A 13,908-nucleotide genomic window follows, 5' to 3' on the forward strand; every position below is an offset into this window, starting at 1 on the left:
GCCCGCCGCATCTGCCCCTCTATGATCGGGTGTATCTCCGCAGAGGTGCTGAGAGAAAACGAAATCGCTGTAGTGCATGTACATGTCACGGCGGGAAATCTGCGTCCTTACTCAATGATCCCCGATCGACCTGAGGGCGTCTACGTCCGCACGGAATCAGCCAGCGTCCCCGCATCCTTGGCCGATATCGCCCGGATCGTAAGAGACACACCTATCACTCCGTTTGAAGCGCAACCGTCCGCCGTCCAGACACTGAGCTTTAATGCCATGAACGCTTTCTGTGCGCAAGCCGGCGTCATCATTCCCCCGAAAAGAGAGCTGCGGTACGGACTTTGGAGCGGGACTCTCGGCTGCTGGACCAATCTAGCCCTACTTTGCTCCGATCAGAGCTCAACAGAGCTCATCCTTACGGAGTTCGCTGACGATGCGATGCACACGGTAGTCAGGACTTTAAAAATCAAAGGTTCGATTTTTAAGGCTCTTCGCGCATAGTTGTGGGTAAAAAAATCAAGCAACTCACCGGAAGGTTGTTGTTTAGCGGGCTTTCCGGAGACAGCATGGTTTGGCAAAGGGATCACCAAATTTGAGCAGCACAAAAGCACCATTGCCTCGAGATTTTCAACATTACGAAACCCTTCCCGGGCTCGATCAAGACTTGGTATTGGCCGGCATGATGACAAGACGAAACGAGCATCTGGAAGCGCTCAGTAACGGCGGGTGACGGCAGCGATTTTCGGCTGATTCGTTCTGCTTTTCCAGGCATGCTCGCAGATGACCTTCTGGAGATCGCTCCCAGGCGCTTTACAATCAAACTGCTGATGAGCCGCTCTGCTGCGGCGCTCCCGGACAATGCCGATGCCGGTACAGTACTTGAAGTACTTCAAAAGAAAGGTGCAGCCCGGTCCCGTATCCGGGAGCTGGACACCCATGGACTTATCGAGCAGGTCGGCAAGGGCCCCGCTTCCCGCCACAGGATCAAAACGCACCTGACTTAATAAAGAGCCTGCAGGCTGATGCCGGCGGTCAACACACTGCCGGCAGCCCAAGCACTTAAGCCGACCGGAAGATGAAATAGACCGCCCCCACCATGCAAAGCGCCGCCCAGACGTAATCCATCCGGAAAGGCTCCTTCATCACGAAAAGCGCAAAGGGGATAAAGACCGTGAGCGTGATCACCTCCTGCATGATCTTGAGCTGCGCCAAAGAGAGCTCCGAAAACCCGATGCGGTTTGCGGGCACCTGCAGAAGGTACTCAAACAGCGCAATGCTCCAGCTCACCACGGCTGCCACATACCAGGCGCTTCCCGAGAGGTACTTTAAGTGGCCGTACCAGGCAAAGGTCATGAAGCAGTTGGAAAGCACCAAAAGGCCCGCTGCCTGTACTGCTACAGGCAGCTGCGTAAAAAAATTCAGCATCGAAACGTATCTCAGAAAAAAGCCCGCCGGAAATCAGCGGGCCGCTCATTATGCAAGTTTTTCGATTCCCTGGTCAGCTACGGACGCAAGAAAGTCCTTCGCCTTCCCCACGCCAGGGATCTCAATCTCAGGGGCAATTTCACAAAGCGGAAAAAGCACAAACGCCCGCCCGTGCATTCTCGGGTGCGGCACGGTAAGGCGAGACGTGTGAATCACCGTATCCCCGTACAGAAGAACATCGAGGTCAAGCGTTCTCGGGGCATTGTGCACACCCGCGGGCCGCACACGCCCGTGCCGGTTTTCAATCGTCTGCAAAGCGCTCAAAAGCGCGTCAGCTGAAAGCGTCGTCTCCACTTTGCAGACCGCGTTGGTGTAGTCCGGGCCGCTTGAGTCAACGGGCGCCGTGCGGTAAAAGGACGAGGTCTTTACCACGCGGATACCGGGCACGGCATTGATGTCCGCAAGCGCCGCACGCAGTGTCGCGGGCGCCTCACCGAGATTAGCGCCCAAAGCCACATAAGCCGTTGTCATTTATGCCTCAGCCTCAACCGGCTTTTTGCGGCGCACAACACGCTTTTTGGGTGCGGCTTTACCGGTTTTTTCCGCATCGTCCGCAGTCTTCGTGCGGCGTTTGCGCACGGTCTTTGCGGGGGCCTCTTCGGCAGCTGTTGCTTCAGGCTGAGCTTCAGGCGTCTCCGCCTTTTTCACCGTGCGGCGACGCTTGGGCTTTTCTTCTGCAACAGTGTCCGAAGTTTCCGGTTCGGCCTTTTTACAGCGGCGCACCGTCTTTTTCACAGCGGCTTCCGGTGCCGCTTCCTCAGAAGCCGGCGCCGCACCTGCCGCTTCGCCTTCAGTCTTTACGGTTTTACGGCGCACAGCGCGCTTTTTAACAGGTGCTTCCGGAGCAGGTTCTGCCGGCGTTCCGGCGGGCTTTTCTGCCACAGTGTCCGCCGCCTCAACAGCCTTCTTACGGCGCACCACACGCTTTTTCGGCGCAGCCGGTTTTTCTGCCGGCGCTTCAGGCGCCGCAGCTTCCGGTGCGGCGGCAGGGGTTTCAGCAACCGGCGCTTTTTCGGAAAGTTCGGGTCCCTTCTCGGGCACCGCCGCTTTCACATCCGCCGCCTTCTTCGTACGGCGCCGGCGCGCGGGCTTTACTTCATCTGTCTCGGCCGCATCCAGCCGCGTTTCCACCTGCACAAGCGTTTCGCCCTCAGAAGTTACTACCGTGCGTTCGTGCGGCAGCATCGCGTGCGCTTCATGCGTAATCTTTTCGGGTTCGGGCTTTTTGGCAATGAGAAGCGGCTCTTCCGTCTTTGCCGCAGGAGACGTCACTGCCGGCACTTCAGACGTCTTCGGCGCTTCTTCAAAGCGCTCTGAGCCGCGGCAGCGTCGGCCGTTTTTCTTGCGGCGGCTGCCTTCGCGTGCGGCCTCCGCGGTCTGGCGCGCCTGCTGCTCCACGGCTCTTACCATCCGCACCTGCTCATCGGGCGTCGTGTAGGCAAAGGTGTCCCACCACTGCACGAGGTCCGCGGGCACGTGCCCCAAAAGCGATCTGAGCAGCAAAAAGTCGTACGCAGCCCGGTATTTGAGGTGCTTAACAAGCGTAAAGGGGTTCTTGCCGGTGCGGCGTTCAAAGCGAAGCTGCATCATCCAGATGAGCTTCATGTCTTCCACGAAGCGGTTGTGAATCGCAAGGCGGCTGCACTGCGTCGCAATCACGTCGTTACTGGCGGCAAAAAGGGCTTCGGCACGCTTCATGCCTTGCTTCACTTCGTAGGCTTCCCAGCGCTTCACAACCTGGGGCCACAAAAGTGTGCAGAACATAAAGGCCGGGGAAATCTTTTTGCCGGAGGCGATGCGCTCATCCGTGCGCTTTAACGCGAGCATCAGAAACTTTTCGCCGTCGGGCTCAGAGAGGATCACGTCAAGCATCGGCAGCAGCGACCGGTGCAGGCCCTCTTTTCGCAAACCGATCAGACACTCTTCGGCGTGCCCGCTCGTAAAAAGCTTCATCATCTCGTCAAAAAGGCGTGCGGCCGGGACGTTTGCCAAAAGCCCCGCCATCTTCGGAATCGCCTTTTCGGTCGCGGCTTCCATCGTAAAGCCCAACTTTGCGGCAATACGCACCGCACGCATCATGCGCACGGGGTCTTCACGGTAGCGCTCTTCGGGGTCCCCGATCATTCTGAGGCGCTTTCGCTGCAGATCTTCCCAGCCGTGGTGGTAGTCAAACACGTCGCCCTTCATGGGATCGTAGTAAAGGGCGTTTACCGTAAAGTCGCGGCGCGCAGCGTCTTCCCACATTTCGCCGAAAACGTTGTCACTTACCACCCGCCCCTGAGCATCTTTTCGGACGCCGTCGGCGTCCAGGGCTCTGAAAGTCGAGCACTCAATGATTTCCTGACCGAAAACAACGTGCACAAGGCGAAAGCGCTTACCGATGATGAAGGCGCGCCGCTGAATGCGCTTTACCTGCTGCGGTGTGGCGTCGGTTGCCACGTCAAAATCTTTGGGAGTTGCGCCCAACAGGAGGTCACGGACGGCTCCGCCCACGATATACGCCTTAAAGCCCCGGTTTTGCAGGAGTTCACAGGTGCGCTTCGCGCTGAAGGGCACAAGTTTCGGGTCAATGCCGTGCTCGGAGGCGGGAATCACGCGCGGGGTCTTGCTGAGCGTTCTGTCCGGCCCGCTCAGAAAGTCGGTCACCATACGACGGATACGATCAAACATGACGGAAAACCTCCGGATAAAACTGTGCGCCCATGGCGGGAATCATAGCCCGCGCGAGCATCTCCTCGGTATAAGTCGCGATTTTCTTCCAGCCGCGGCGGTCGGCTTCGGCCGCAAGTTCCGGCGACGCGTTCACCGCCACACACGTGCCGCCCGCGGCGTCCACAAAGTTAAAAAGCGGCATATCGACCATCGAGTCGGAATAAAAAACAACGTCGGCTGCGGTAAGTCCCCGGCATGTGTCGGTTGCGAGAAAATCCTTTACGTACGCAATCTTTGAGGGGCCGAAACTGTTTCTGCCGGCAAGCCGCCCCGTAAATTCACCCCGCTCATCCGTTTCCGCCCGGCACGCCAAAAGATGCTCGACGCCGAAAAGCCTGGCGGAAGGGGCGCTAGCAAAAGAGTACGTGGCCGTACAGACGGCGGTCACGTCGCCCACGGCGCGGTGGCTTTCAACGAGGTCGAGGGAGGCCTGCGGCACGTTGGGCGCGAGCCAGTACTTCGTGAAGGCTTCCCGCACGCGCTCCAGATGCGCCCGGCGAAACCTGGCGAGCCACTGCATCTGGGTTGCCATAAATTCGTCGATATCAAGGCACCCGGCGTCGTAATCGGCGTCAAACTTACGAACGGCGGCAAGGACCGGTTCAAGCCTTAAGCCTGAGGCAGCCGTCATCCAGATCACCCAGGAGCCGCTTGTGTCCATCGGCATCAGGGTGTGGTCGAGGTCAAAAACAGCGAGTTTCATAGAAATTCCGCGAGGAAACCCGCGTCTTCAGACGCGGGAGGAATCGCGGTCCTCCTTTCTCAGTTCGGTTAAAAACGTCTTTCGCTTCTCAAGAAGCGAAAGTTTCTTGTAGGAAATACCGGCAGAAATCTTTGTACCGTTCAGACGGCGCACATCGAATGCACCCGAGGAGCGTCTGCCAAAAATAAAGCCGACTTCCCCTTTGCACAGCACCTTGTCAAAGAGCCTGAAGCCGTGCACTAGGTACGGAGTCTGATGGCGCTTGCGCACACCTCCTTTGAGAATCGTCAGCTTGTGGATCTGGCGATTGTGGCGGCGCGTCTGTTTCTGAAACAGGTATTCGCCCCGACGTTTTGCGTCGAGGACGCCAGCAATGCAGAAAGCGTCCGCGCAATGCGTCTTCGGCAAGCCCGCGACGATGCGCTTGTGTTTGGTCAGATACCCGTAGGTATTCGTGACAGGCAATTCGGGATGGCGCTCGCGCAGGCGGTTGAGCACCGTCCAACGCATGATGCCCATGAAAGTCTCTGCCCTGAAAGAAGCGCCGCGCCGGGGACTGAACTGCTTCAACTTGCCTGCGTGATACGCCTTGTGGCACGCCTCGCAGAGCGTAATGAGGTTGCCCGGCGCGTCGCCTCCCGTTTTCCGACTCTCAATGTGATGCACGTTGAGAATCAGATCTTTCGANGATGAGATTGCCCGGCGCGTCGCCTCCCGTTTTCCGACTCTCAATGTGATGCAAGTTGAGAATCAGATCTTTCGATCTGCCTTTGCAGGCTTGGCAAACGTGACCGTCGCGGAACAGCACATATTCGCGCACGTTCCAAAAGCCAAGCTGCTCGCCTTGCTGATAGTCCGTGCCTTCGACTTCGGGATTCTTGATCTTCTGAATGTCGAAGGATGCGGTTTCAATCACGATTTTGGTGATCGGAAGCACTCGGCAAACCGCTTCAATGCGCGATATGTGCGCCTGAATGCGGTTTTCAACGGACGGCGCAAGCCAACCCTTGTGCTTTGATCGAACGCGATTATCAAAACGCGGCGCACGGTAGCGGGTCTTGTGGTTGCGTCGGGAGCGGCGAAGTGCCAAGCGATTCGAGAGCAAGCCCGTCACGTCCTGCCGCAGTTCGACCTCGGAAGCCAACAACTCTTCCTTGGCGGTCGTTGCGCTCAGGCCGACGTGCTTGTAGCCAGCATCCACACCCAAGGTGATCGGCTGCTTTGTTTCGCCCGTCGGCACCGTCAGTTGAATCACAAAGGGCGTTCGGCGCACAGGCACGGCCTTCCCGGCCCGAAGGAGCTTACGCGCCTTGGGCGGGGAGCACGGCATGAGCGGTTGCCCGCGCATATTCAACACAAAAACTTTCAAAGTGTTCTCCATTGACGGATACCTCACGGGCTCCGTCTGCTCGACCTTGCGGTCGGTGGTGATCCTTCGCCAATGTTGGAAGGGGTTTGTTGTCTGAAGCACCGCTCCTACCTCTCAGAGCTTTTAACCGCAGACCGCAGAGCGCGGGACTAGGATCGACATCCCGCGGTGCCTGTTTGCGTCCCGTCTTGCGACGGAACGGATTCCCAACCAACGGAGTCCGTCCGAAAACGGACTGAGGCTAGTCAACCAAGACTTGTTGCCAAGCCTCTGACTTCAGTCAGGGGTAGTTGACAGTTCTTATAAGGTTTCAAGAAGCTGCTGCATCAGAGGAATCGTGACGCGGCGCTTGCGCTGCAATGAATACACATCGGCGGCGTTTAAGAGCCGCATGAGCGTTTTCATGTCCCGCGGGCAGGTGGTCTCAATCCAGTGAAGCACTTCGGGACTGAGGTCAATGCCCCGCATCACGGCGCGGCGCTCAAATTCGGCCATTGCGTGCTCTGCGTTTAAGGGCCGGATTTCAAAGGTAAGGCCCCAGGCAAGGCGGCTACGGATATCTTCGCGCACGGCAAGCATCAGAGGGGGCCTGTCGACTGAGGTCACCAGGCGCGAGGCCGGGTGCGCCCTTACCTCATTCATGAGGATAAAAAGCCGCTCCATGTCTTCGGCGTCAAACGCTTCGACGTTATCCGCGGTGTAAAGCCGGATGCGCTCATCAAACTCCGGCACGCGCCGCGACTGCTGCGGCGTTAAAGCGCGCAGCAAATGCGTGCGGCCGCTTCCGGCCCGGCCCCAGAGGCAGATAAACTGCGGCCCCGTGCCCGCACGGCAGGCAGCCAGCGCAGCCACCGCCTCACGGTTACCGTCGGCGTCGAAATTTTCCAGTGTCGGCGCTTCGGTCTCGGTCAGATTGAGGGCTAATTGCTCAAAGGGCATGCAAAACCGCGGTTTCAAAGAAAAAAGTCAAAAAGTGAGCCACTCCCGCACAAAAAACGGGAACCCGGGGCGCCGCCTTCCGTTACAATAATCGTTTGCAGAGAATGCGGGCCGCGGCAAGTGTAGCGCGACTTCTTTCTATTCCCTATTTTTAGCGGTAATTTTTCCTATGACACAACTGTCTTACGCCGGCGCAGGCGTTTCCATTGAAGCCGGTGACGAACTCGTTGAACGCATTAAGCCCGCGGCAAAGCGAACCCTGATTCCCGGCGTCTTAAACGGCATCGGGGGGTTCGGCGCCCTCTTTGAAATCGGCCGCGAATACCGCAACCCGGTGCTCGTTTCCGGCACCGACGGCGTTGGCACCAAGCTGATGCTTGCCTTTAAGCTCGGCCGCCACGACACCGTGGGTCAGGACCTTGTGGCAATGAGCGTGAACGATATCCTCGTTCAGGGCGCAAAGAGCCTCTTTTTCCTTGACTACTACGGCTGCGGAAAACTGAACGTCGACATCGCCGAACGTGTTGTCAAAGGCATCGCCAAGGGCTGTGAACTTGCGGGCTGCGCCTTAATCGGCGGCGAAACCGCGGAAATGCCCGGCATGTACCCCGAGGGCGAATATGACCTCGCCGGTTTTGCCGTGGGCGTTGTGGAAAAAGACGAAATCATTGACGGTAAGACGATTGCCGCGGGCGACGTGGTCTTGGGTCTTGCCTCTTCCGGCCCCCACTCCAACGGCTTTTCCTTAATCCGCAAGGTCGTGGAAGTCGCCGGAGCCGACTGGAACATGCCTTTTGACGGCGCAACGCTTGCGGACCGCGCGATGGAACCCACCCGCATTTACGTCAAACAGGTCTTAAACGTCCTGCAGAAGGTGAAAATCAAGGGGATGGCCCACATCACCGGGGGCGGCCTCGTGGAAAACATTCCGCGCGTTCTGCCTGAAACCGTGAAGTGCGAAATCGACGCGGGCAGCTGGAAGCGCCCCGCCATCTTTGACTGGCTGCAGGAAAAGGGCGGCATCACCGACCACGAAATGCACCGCGTCTTTAATAACGGCATCGGCATGGCCGTGGTGGTCGCAGCCGAAGACGCTGAAAAAGCCGCGGAAGCCTTCCGCGCCGAAGGCGAAACGGTTTACCGCATCGGCACCATCACGCCGCGCGCTGAAGGTGAAGACGGCTGCATCGTCCGCTAAGCGGTTTTAATGGCGGTGAACGGGAGCGCTCGTATCTGAGTTGCTCCCGTTTTTGTTGCCCGCCTACATGATCATCAGGGCCACCGACATCGAGGCAATCGAAACCGCGACACACACGGAGCTTAAGTTTGCCGCCATCGCGAGGTCTAGCCCCAGGCTTGCCGTGTAGATAAGACTCATTGCGGGCATGGGCGCAAGACACGTTAAAACAAGCGCCTTTCGTACCTCGTCGTCTGCCGGAATGTAGTGGTAGGCAAACCAGGCCAAGGCAATGCAGGGGATAATGCGCAAAGCCACGATGCGCGCGACGATCAGAAACTTTTTCAGTGTCATCGAGAGGTCAATGCTCTCCCCGATCATGATCATGCACAAAAAGGCGTTCGCGGCCGCGCCGATCTTGGCAATCTCCACCACGCCCTGAGGAAGTTTCAGAGAAAACAGCGACAACACCACCATCACGGCAAAGGCAACCAGAGGGCCCGAGCGCACGAGTTTTGAGGCGATAAGTTTTACGGCCGCCCTGAAGGTTGTCTGTACGCGGCTGCCGGATATGAGCGCATACGTGCCGCCACCGCTCATAATGACGTTTCCGACGTCAAAAACACACGTTGCGAGCACCCCATGCGACGGATAAAAGGCCGAAACGTAGGGGACGGCAAAGGGCCCCACCGAAAAGCCCCCGAGGTTCAAACGGATAAAGTCCCGCATATCCCGGTCTTTCGTTCTCAGTGTCAGGATCCAGGCGTAGGTGAGAAGCAGGATGTTTGCGGCAAAGCCAAAAAGCGCGATCAGAAGCATCGTGCCTTCGATGCGGATGCCGTTAAGGTTTGCGGCAATGACGCAAGGGAGCGTCACATAGATCACCAGGCCGCTCACCGCGTGGAAAGTCTCCGCCTTTAAAACACCCGTGCGCCGAAGGATGTAGCCCAGGACGATAAAGGCCACAAACGAGAGAATTTTGGCAAGGCTCTCCTGCATACAGACTCCGGTCGGCACGATAGGCACGAAAAAAGGGATCCGTATTCTTTCACAAGCCTTCGGCGGCGTAAATAAGGAGGTACCTCCGGCCGCATGTAAAAGTCTGTTCGCATTGTTGAAAAAAAATGAGGCCTCTCAAGTCTCTCCCGTTATACTTGCGGCCATCATGAGAGAGGACGAAATCACAACGCTCACGTTAGCCGATGAAGCGGCCACGGCGCACCTCGCTGCCACACTCTGCGCGGCGCTTCTGGCACACGCACCCGCACTGCGGGAAACCGGTTTTAACCTGCGCCTTGAGGGAAACCTCGGCGCCGGAAAGACCACGTTTACCCGCGCGCTTTTGCGCGCTGCCGGTTTTGCCGGGCGCGTGAAAAGCCCCACGTTTGAGCTTGTGACCGATTACGACTTCACTGACGGCATCACGCTGCACCACTTTGATTTCTACCGGTTTGAAGACCCGCAGGAATTTGACGATGCGGGTTTCCGGGATCTTTTCGGTGCCGGCAACGTCTGCGTATCCGAATGGAGTGAAAAAGCAGAACCGTTACTGCCCGCGGCGGACCTTGTGATTGAACTCACGCCTGAGACGCCCCTTTCGCGCACCGCGAAAATGACGGCCACAACAGAGCTTGGCCGCCGCGTTTTAAAGAAGGTGCAAGTAACGCCATGACCTCCCGCCGCACACTTTTAGCGTCCATGATCACGCTCGCCTACGGCGTGCCCGTTGTGACGCTTGCCGCTGCCGCCAGGCTTTCCGCCGACTACGATCGGACATCCTCTTACGGCGTGCTCACGGTCTCGGCGCCGGGGGCCTCAAAAATCCGCACGCATGTGTTGGGCGGCCGCAACCCCGTGCGCTACCTCATCGATATTGAGGGCGTGAAACTCACCGAGGAACTCTCGCGCGATATCCGGCGCATTGCCTCGGACCGCTTTGTCTCGGACGTACGCTGCGGGCAATATAAGCCCGACACTGTGCGTATCGTCGCGGAGATGAAGAAGGGCGTGGGCGGTGCCGTCCTTACCGGCAGTTCCCTCTCGCGTTTCCGCGTGCGCTTTGCCGAAGGAAAGTCCGCTCAGATCACGCAGACAGAAAGCACACCCCGGCAGACAGCGAAGGCCGCCGAGCACAAACCCGTGAAACAAACCACCGCCCGCAAAAAGGAAACAATCTGCGTGGTGATTGATGCCGGGCACGGCGGTGCCGACCCCGGTGCCGTGGGCCGCAAAAAGACCTACGAAAAGCACGTGGTTCTGGAGATTGCCAAAAAGCTCGCTAACCAGATTAACCGCACGCGCGGAATGCGCGCCGTTCTTACCCGTACGACCGACGTCTTTATCCCCTTACATAAACGCGCGCAGCGCGCGGTCACCGAAAAAGCGCATCTTTTTGTGAGCGTGCACGCCGACGCCTGGACCTCGTCCTCTGCGCACGGGGCCTCGGTCTTTACGTTAAGTACGACGGGGGCTTCGTCCCTGCAGGCCCGGTGGCTGGCGCAGACACAAAATAAGGTGGACGAAATCGGGGGCGTTGACTTTTCCACCGTCCCGCAGCAGGCGCGCCAGGCCGCAGTTGACATGCTCGCCGAATCCAAACTCATTGCGGGGCTACAGATCGGGCACGCGGTGCTTGCTGAAATGGGTAAAGTCGAATCGCTGCACAAAGACAGCGTGGAATCCGCCGAGTTTGCGGTTTTGAAAGCCCAGGGCATTCCCTCGATTCTCATTGAAACCGGATTTCTGAGTAACCCGAGCGACGAGAGCCGCTTGAGAAGCTCCCAGCACCAGACGCGTGTGGCGCAGGCCGTCTGCCGCGGCGTGGTGCGTGCCGTGCGCGAGTACCCGGGGTACTTCACGCCAAAAGGCTGATGCCTTTCCAACCAAAGCCCGCCCGTGAGTTTCCGGGCGGGCTCGTCATGCAGAGAACAAACAATCCCGCTACGATTGTGCGTATCAAAAATTTGTTTGTTCGGTAAGTCCTATGCCGCTTCCCTCTGCCCCCAAAGTTGAAGGCGATATCCTCGCCCGCCGTGAATACGGTGCCCGTGTCAAACCCGAAGACCTCAAAAAGGCTGCCAAACCCGTGAAGGCGAAAGCCCCGGCGGCTGTTAAGGCCAGAACCGCAAAAGAGGGCTCTAAGCCCGCAACCAAGACGCCCGACGCAAAGGCTCTGAAACACGAGAAACCCGCAAAGAGCCCCAGGCCCGCAGCGCCCGCCCTGAAGTTACCTGGAAAAGCCGCCAAAGAGGAGCGTTCGGTCCCCAAAGAGGCGGACGCGGGTGCCAGCCGCCTCAGAAAAGGGCGCGCTGCCAAAACCGCCGACAAACCGCGCGTTTTTGTGCTTGATACGAACGTCCTTTTGCACGACCCGATGTCGATTTTCCGGTTTGAGGAGCACGATGTGTTTCTCCCGATGACAACGCTTGAGGAACTCGACAACCACAAGACCGGTGTGAGCGACATTGCGCGTAACGCCCGACAGGTAAGCCGCAGCATCGATCAGCTGCTGGAAACCTCCGCGGGCGACATCACCGAGGGTGCGCCCCTAAATGCGCTCGGAAACCGCGAATGTAAGGGCCGGCTTTTCTTTGAGACGGAGGAACTGAGGGCCGAACTCCCCTCGGGACTTCCCGCGGGAAAAGCCGACAACATGATCCTTGCGACCGTAAAGGCGCTGCAGGCAAAACTTCCCCACAAGTCCGTGGTGCTTGTGAGTAAAGACATCAACATGCGCATCAAAGCGACGGCCCTGGGGATGGCCGCCGAAGACTACTTTAACGATAAGACGATCGACGACACGGACATTCTCTACACGGGCCGCACGGTTTTGCCTGAGAACTTTTGGGACCTCACCGCCAAAAGCCTTGAGTCCTGGCAGGCGGACGGCCGCACGTGGTACCGGTTTGCGGCACTGCCCGGCCTCACGTTTTACGTGAACGAATTTGTGGCCTCAAAAGACGCCGAGTTTCTTGCGCAGGTGCAAAGCGTTGAAAACGGCATCGTGACGCTTGCAACGCTTAAGGACTACATGCAGCCGCAAAATGCAGTTTGGGGCATTCACGCGCGTAACCCCGAGCAGAGCATGGCCTTAAACCTTTTGATGAACCCCGAGATCGACTTTGTGACGTTACTCGGGCAGGCCGGAACCGGCAAGACCCTTCTCACGCTTGCGGCGGCTCTCACGCAGACACTGGATATGCGCAAATTCAGCGAAATCATCTTTACGCGTGCGACCGTCTCTGTGGGCGAAGACATCGGGTTTCTGCCCGGCACTGAAGAAGAAAAGATGCAGCCCTGGATGGGGGCTCTGGAAGACAACCTCGAGGTTTTAAATAAGAGCGAGCGCGGCACAAGCGACTGGAGCCGCAACGCCGCCAATGATCTCATCCGCAGCCGCATCCGCGTCAAATCCATGAGCTTTATGCGCGGCAGAACGTTTTTAAATAAGCTTGTCATCATCGACGAAGCCCAGAACCTCTCGCCCAAGCAGATGAAAACGCTCATTACGCGTGCGGGTCCGGGATCAAAAATTGTGTGCCTCGGGAACATCGCGCAGATCGACACGCCCTACCTCACCGAAGGCTCCTCGGGCCTTACCTACGTCGTTGACCGCTTCAGAGGCTGGAAGCACGCAGGCCACATGACGCTTGAAAGGGGCGAGCGAAGCCGCCTCGCGGACTTTGCCGCTGAGGCGCTCTAAACCGCGTCTTTCAAGCACTCACGGGCGGAATTTCCGCCCGTTTTTTTTCGCGTCAAACAGCACTGCTGTCCAAAATAGACTCTACTACACTACTGTCCAAAACGGATTTGTGCATCAAAAAATAGTTTGTTGATTTAAAAGAGAAAACGCGAATTTTCGGTTTTAGGGGCCTACCCTACAACAACGCTCCCTCAGTTCAAACGGCACACCCCAAAAACAAAGGCCCGAAAGATCATAGCCTCCCGAGCCTCTGCGCTGTCCGGCAGTGCAGAACACACCGCCGGCACACCCCTAAAAATTCTCTATCAGAACCAAAGGGCAAAACAAATGATGCCGGTCATCATGAACGCCAGCGCAATCTTAAGTGCCGACCCCACCATCATGCCGATCCAGGTGGCAATGCCGACGTTGCCGGCCACCTTGAGGTTGCGCTGCGCAATGAATTCCCCGATAAAGGCGCCGATCAGGGGCATAAAAAGAATCCCGAAAATGCCCATAAATAGCCCGGCGATCGTGCCGATCAAAGCGCCCGCGGTACCGTACTTCGTGGCCCCGGCTTTCTGCGCGCCCATTGTCTGCGCGCCCCAGTCAACGGCAAAGCCGATCACCGTGAGTACCCCCAGGATAACCAACGTCACCCAGCCGATTTCCTGATAGTCCCCGATCCAGGCGGCAAGCCACCCGCCCGCAAAAATCATGGGATGCCCGGGCAGCGCCGGCACAATCGTCCCGGCAATCCCCACAAGAATCAGAACAATGACCGCACACCACAGTGCAACGTCCCCCCAGTTAACTGAACTCAGAGTCTCCCACATACATCTCTCCCAATC

15 protein-coding genes are annotated in these 13,908 nt (G+C 57.9%); 5 read left to right on the plus strand and 10 right to left on the minus strand.

Annotation, left to right across the window (positions count from 1 at the left end; genetic code table 11):
• On the plus strand, positions 1 to 492 hold a 492-nt coding region (locus BQ7486_RS12100), incomplete at its 5' end, for a hypothetical protein (RefSeq protein WP_204206989.1).
• Between the two features lie 212 nt (positions 493 to 704).
• On the opposite strand, the gene BQ7486_RS04300 is transcribed toward BQ7486_RS12100, so the two are convergent.
• From BQ7486_RS04300 to BQ7486_RS04335, 8 genes are all read right to left on the minus strand, one after another.
• Positions 705 to 986 (minus strand): hypothetical protein, encoded by a 282-nt coding sequence (locus BQ7486_RS04300; protein WP_143183038.1) that lies wholly within the window; start codon positions 984 to 986, stop codon positions 705 to 707.
• Positions 987 to 1,050: 64 nt separating this feature from the next.
• Positions 1,051 to 1,416, minus strand: coding sequence for a DMT family protein (locus BQ7486_RS04305; RefSeq protein ID WP_022373397.1), 366 nt, complete (start codon positions 1,414 to 1,416; stop codon positions 1,051 to 1,053).
• 48 nt (positions 1,417 to 1,464) lie between these two features.
• On the minus strand, positions 1,465 to 1,947 hold the full coding sequence (folK, locus tag BQ7486_RS04310; RefSeq protein ID WP_022373398.1) for a 2-amino-4-hydroxy-6-hydroxymethyldihydropteridine diphosphokinase: 483 nt from the start codon (positions 1,945 to 1,947) through the stop codon (positions 1,465 to 1,467).
• On the minus strand, positions 1,948 to 4,146 hold the full coding sequence (pcnB, locus tag BQ7486_RS11620; RefSeq protein ID WP_143183039.1) for a polynucleotide adenylyltransferase PcnB: 2,199 nt from the start codon (positions 4,144 to 4,146) through the stop codon (positions 1,948 to 1,950).
• Entirely contained in the window at positions 4,139 to 4,891 is a 753-nt protein-coding gene (locus BQ7486_RS04325) for an HAD family hydrolase (protein WP_022373401.1), read from the minus strand. Before BQ7486_RS04325 ends, pcnB begins: the two co-directional genes overlap by 8 nt.
• Before the next feature lie 27 nt (positions 4,892 to 4,918).
• Positions 4,919 to 5,557, minus strand: a complete 639-nt coding sequence (locus tag BQ7486_RS12210; protein WP_235836725.1) for an HNH endonuclease — start codon at positions 5,555 to 5,557, stop codon at positions 4,919 to 4,921.
• Positions 5,544 to 6,272, minus strand: a complete 729-nt coding sequence (gene iscB, locus BQ7486_RS12215; protein WP_235836726.1) for an RNA-guided endonuclease IscB — start codon at positions 6,270 to 6,272, stop codon at positions 5,544 to 5,546. Before iscB ends, BQ7486_RS12210 begins: the two co-directional genes overlap by 14 nt.
• A gap of 288 nt (positions 6,273 to 6,560) precedes the next feature.
• Positions 6,561 to 7,199 (minus strand): HdaA/DnaA family protein, encoded by a 639-nt coding sequence (locus tag BQ7486_RS04335; protein ID WP_022372514.1) that lies wholly within the window; start codon positions 7,197 to 7,199, stop codon positions 6,561 to 6,563.
• A gap of 169 nt (positions 7,200 to 7,368) precedes the next feature.
• Here BQ7486_RS04335 and purM point away from each other — a divergent pair, with 169 nt between their 5' ends.
• Positions 7,369 to 8,397, plus strand: coding sequence for a phosphoribosylformylglycinamidine cyclo-ligase (gene purM, locus BQ7486_RS04340; protein ID WP_022372513.1), 1,029 nt, complete (start codon positions 7,369 to 7,371; stop codon positions 8,395 to 8,397).
• Between the two features lie 63 nt (positions 8,398 to 8,460).
• On the opposite strand, the gene BQ7486_RS04345 is transcribed toward purM, so the two are convergent.
• Positions 8,461 to 9,375: an AEC family transporter gene (locus tag BQ7486_RS04345; RefSeq protein WP_022372512.1), complete on the minus strand. Its 915-nt coding sequence runs from the start codon at positions 9,373 to 9,375 to the stop codon at positions 8,461 to 8,463.
• A 166-nt stretch (positions 9,376 to 9,541) separates the two neighbouring features.
• Between BQ7486_RS04345 and tsaE the strand changes: the two genes are divergently transcribed.
• The 3 genes from tsaE (at position 9,542) to BQ7486_RS04360 (ending at position 13,078) form a co-directional block, all read left to right on the plus strand.
• A complete protein-coding gene (gene tsaE, locus BQ7486_RS04350; protein WP_022372511.1) occupies positions 9,542 to 10,048 on the plus strand; it encodes a tRNA (adenosine(37)-N6)-threonylcarbamoyltransferase complex ATPase subunit type 1 TsaE in 507 nt (168 codons plus the stop codon).
• Complete coding sequence (locus BQ7486_RS04355) at positions 10,045 to 11,247, plus strand: N-acetylmuramoyl-L-alanine amidase (protein WP_074009090.1); 1,203 nt, start codon at positions 10,045 to 10,047, stop codon at positions 11,245 to 11,247. The genes tsaE and BQ7486_RS04355 overlap by 4 nt, the downstream gene beginning before the upstream one ends.
• A gap of 112 nt (positions 11,248 to 11,359) precedes the next feature.
• A complete protein-coding gene (locus BQ7486_RS04360) occupies positions 11,360 to 13,078 on the plus strand; it encodes a PhoH family protein (RefSeq protein ID WP_074009091.1) in 1,719 nt (572 codons plus the stop codon).
• A gap of 305 nt (positions 13,079 to 13,383) precedes the next feature.
• On the opposite strand, the gene BQ7486_RS04365 is transcribed toward BQ7486_RS04360, so the two are convergent.
• Positions 13,384 to 13,893 carry a DUF456 domain-containing protein gene (locus tag BQ7486_RS04365; protein ID WP_074009092.1) on the minus strand — a complete coding sequence of 170 codons (510 nt, stop codon included), beginning with the start codon at positions 13,891 to 13,893 and terminating at the stop codon, positions 13,384 to 13,386.
• Positions 13,894 to 13,908 lie beyond the last annotated feature (15 nt).

This window comes from Duodenibacillus massiliensis (assembly GCF_900128485.1).
Classification (GTDB): domain Bacteria; phylum Pseudomonadota; class Gammaproteobacteria; order Burkholderiales; family Burkholderiaceae_F; genus Duodenibacillus; species Duodenibacillus massiliensis.

Excerpts from the sequence above, each read along its gene's own strand:
- folK (WP_022373398.1), bottom strand. The coding sequence starts at position 1,947 with ATGACAACGGCTTATGTGGCTTTGGGCGCTAATCTCGGTGAGGCGCCC.
- BQ7486_RS04360 (WP_074009091.1), top strand. The coding sequence starts at position 11,360 with ATGCCGCTTCCCTCTGCCCCCAAAGTTGAAGGCGATATCCTCGCCCGC.
- tsaE (WP_022372511.1), top strand. The coding sequence starts at position 9,542 with ATGAGAGAGGACGAAATCACAACGCTCACGTTAGCCGATGAAGCGGCC.
- BQ7486_RS04335 (WP_022372514.1), bottom strand. The coding sequence starts at position 7,199 with ATGCCCTTTGAGCAATTAGCCCTCAATCTGACCGAGACCGAAGCGCCG.
- BQ7486_RS04345 (WP_022372512.1), bottom strand. The coding sequence starts at position 9,375 with ATGCAGGAGAGCCTTGCCAAAATTCTCTCGTTTGTGGCCTTTATCGTC.
- BQ7486_RS04325 (WP_022373401.1), bottom strand. The coding sequence starts at position 4,891 with ATGAAACTCGCTGTTTTTGACCTCGACCACACCCTGATGCCGATGGAC.
- BQ7486_RS04365 (WP_074009092.1), bottom strand. The coding sequence starts at position 13,893 with ATGTGGGAGACTCTGAGTTCAGTTAACTGGGGGGACGTTGCACTGTGG.
- purM (WP_022372513.1), top strand. The coding sequence starts at position 7,369 with ATGACACAACTGTCTTACGCCGGCGCAGGCGTTTCCATTGAAGCCGGT.
- BQ7486_RS04355 (WP_074009090.1), top strand. The coding sequence starts at position 10,045 with ATGACCTCCCGCCGCACACTTTTAGCGTCCATGATCACGCTCGCCTAC.
- pcnB (WP_143183039.1), bottom strand. The coding sequence starts at position 4,146 with ATGTTTGATCGTATCCGTCGTATGGTGACCGACTTTCTGAGCGGGCCG.
- BQ7486_RS04305 (WP_022373397.1), bottom strand. The coding sequence starts at position 1,416 with ATGCTGAATTTTTTTACGCAGCTGCCTGTAGCAGTACAGGCAGCGGGC.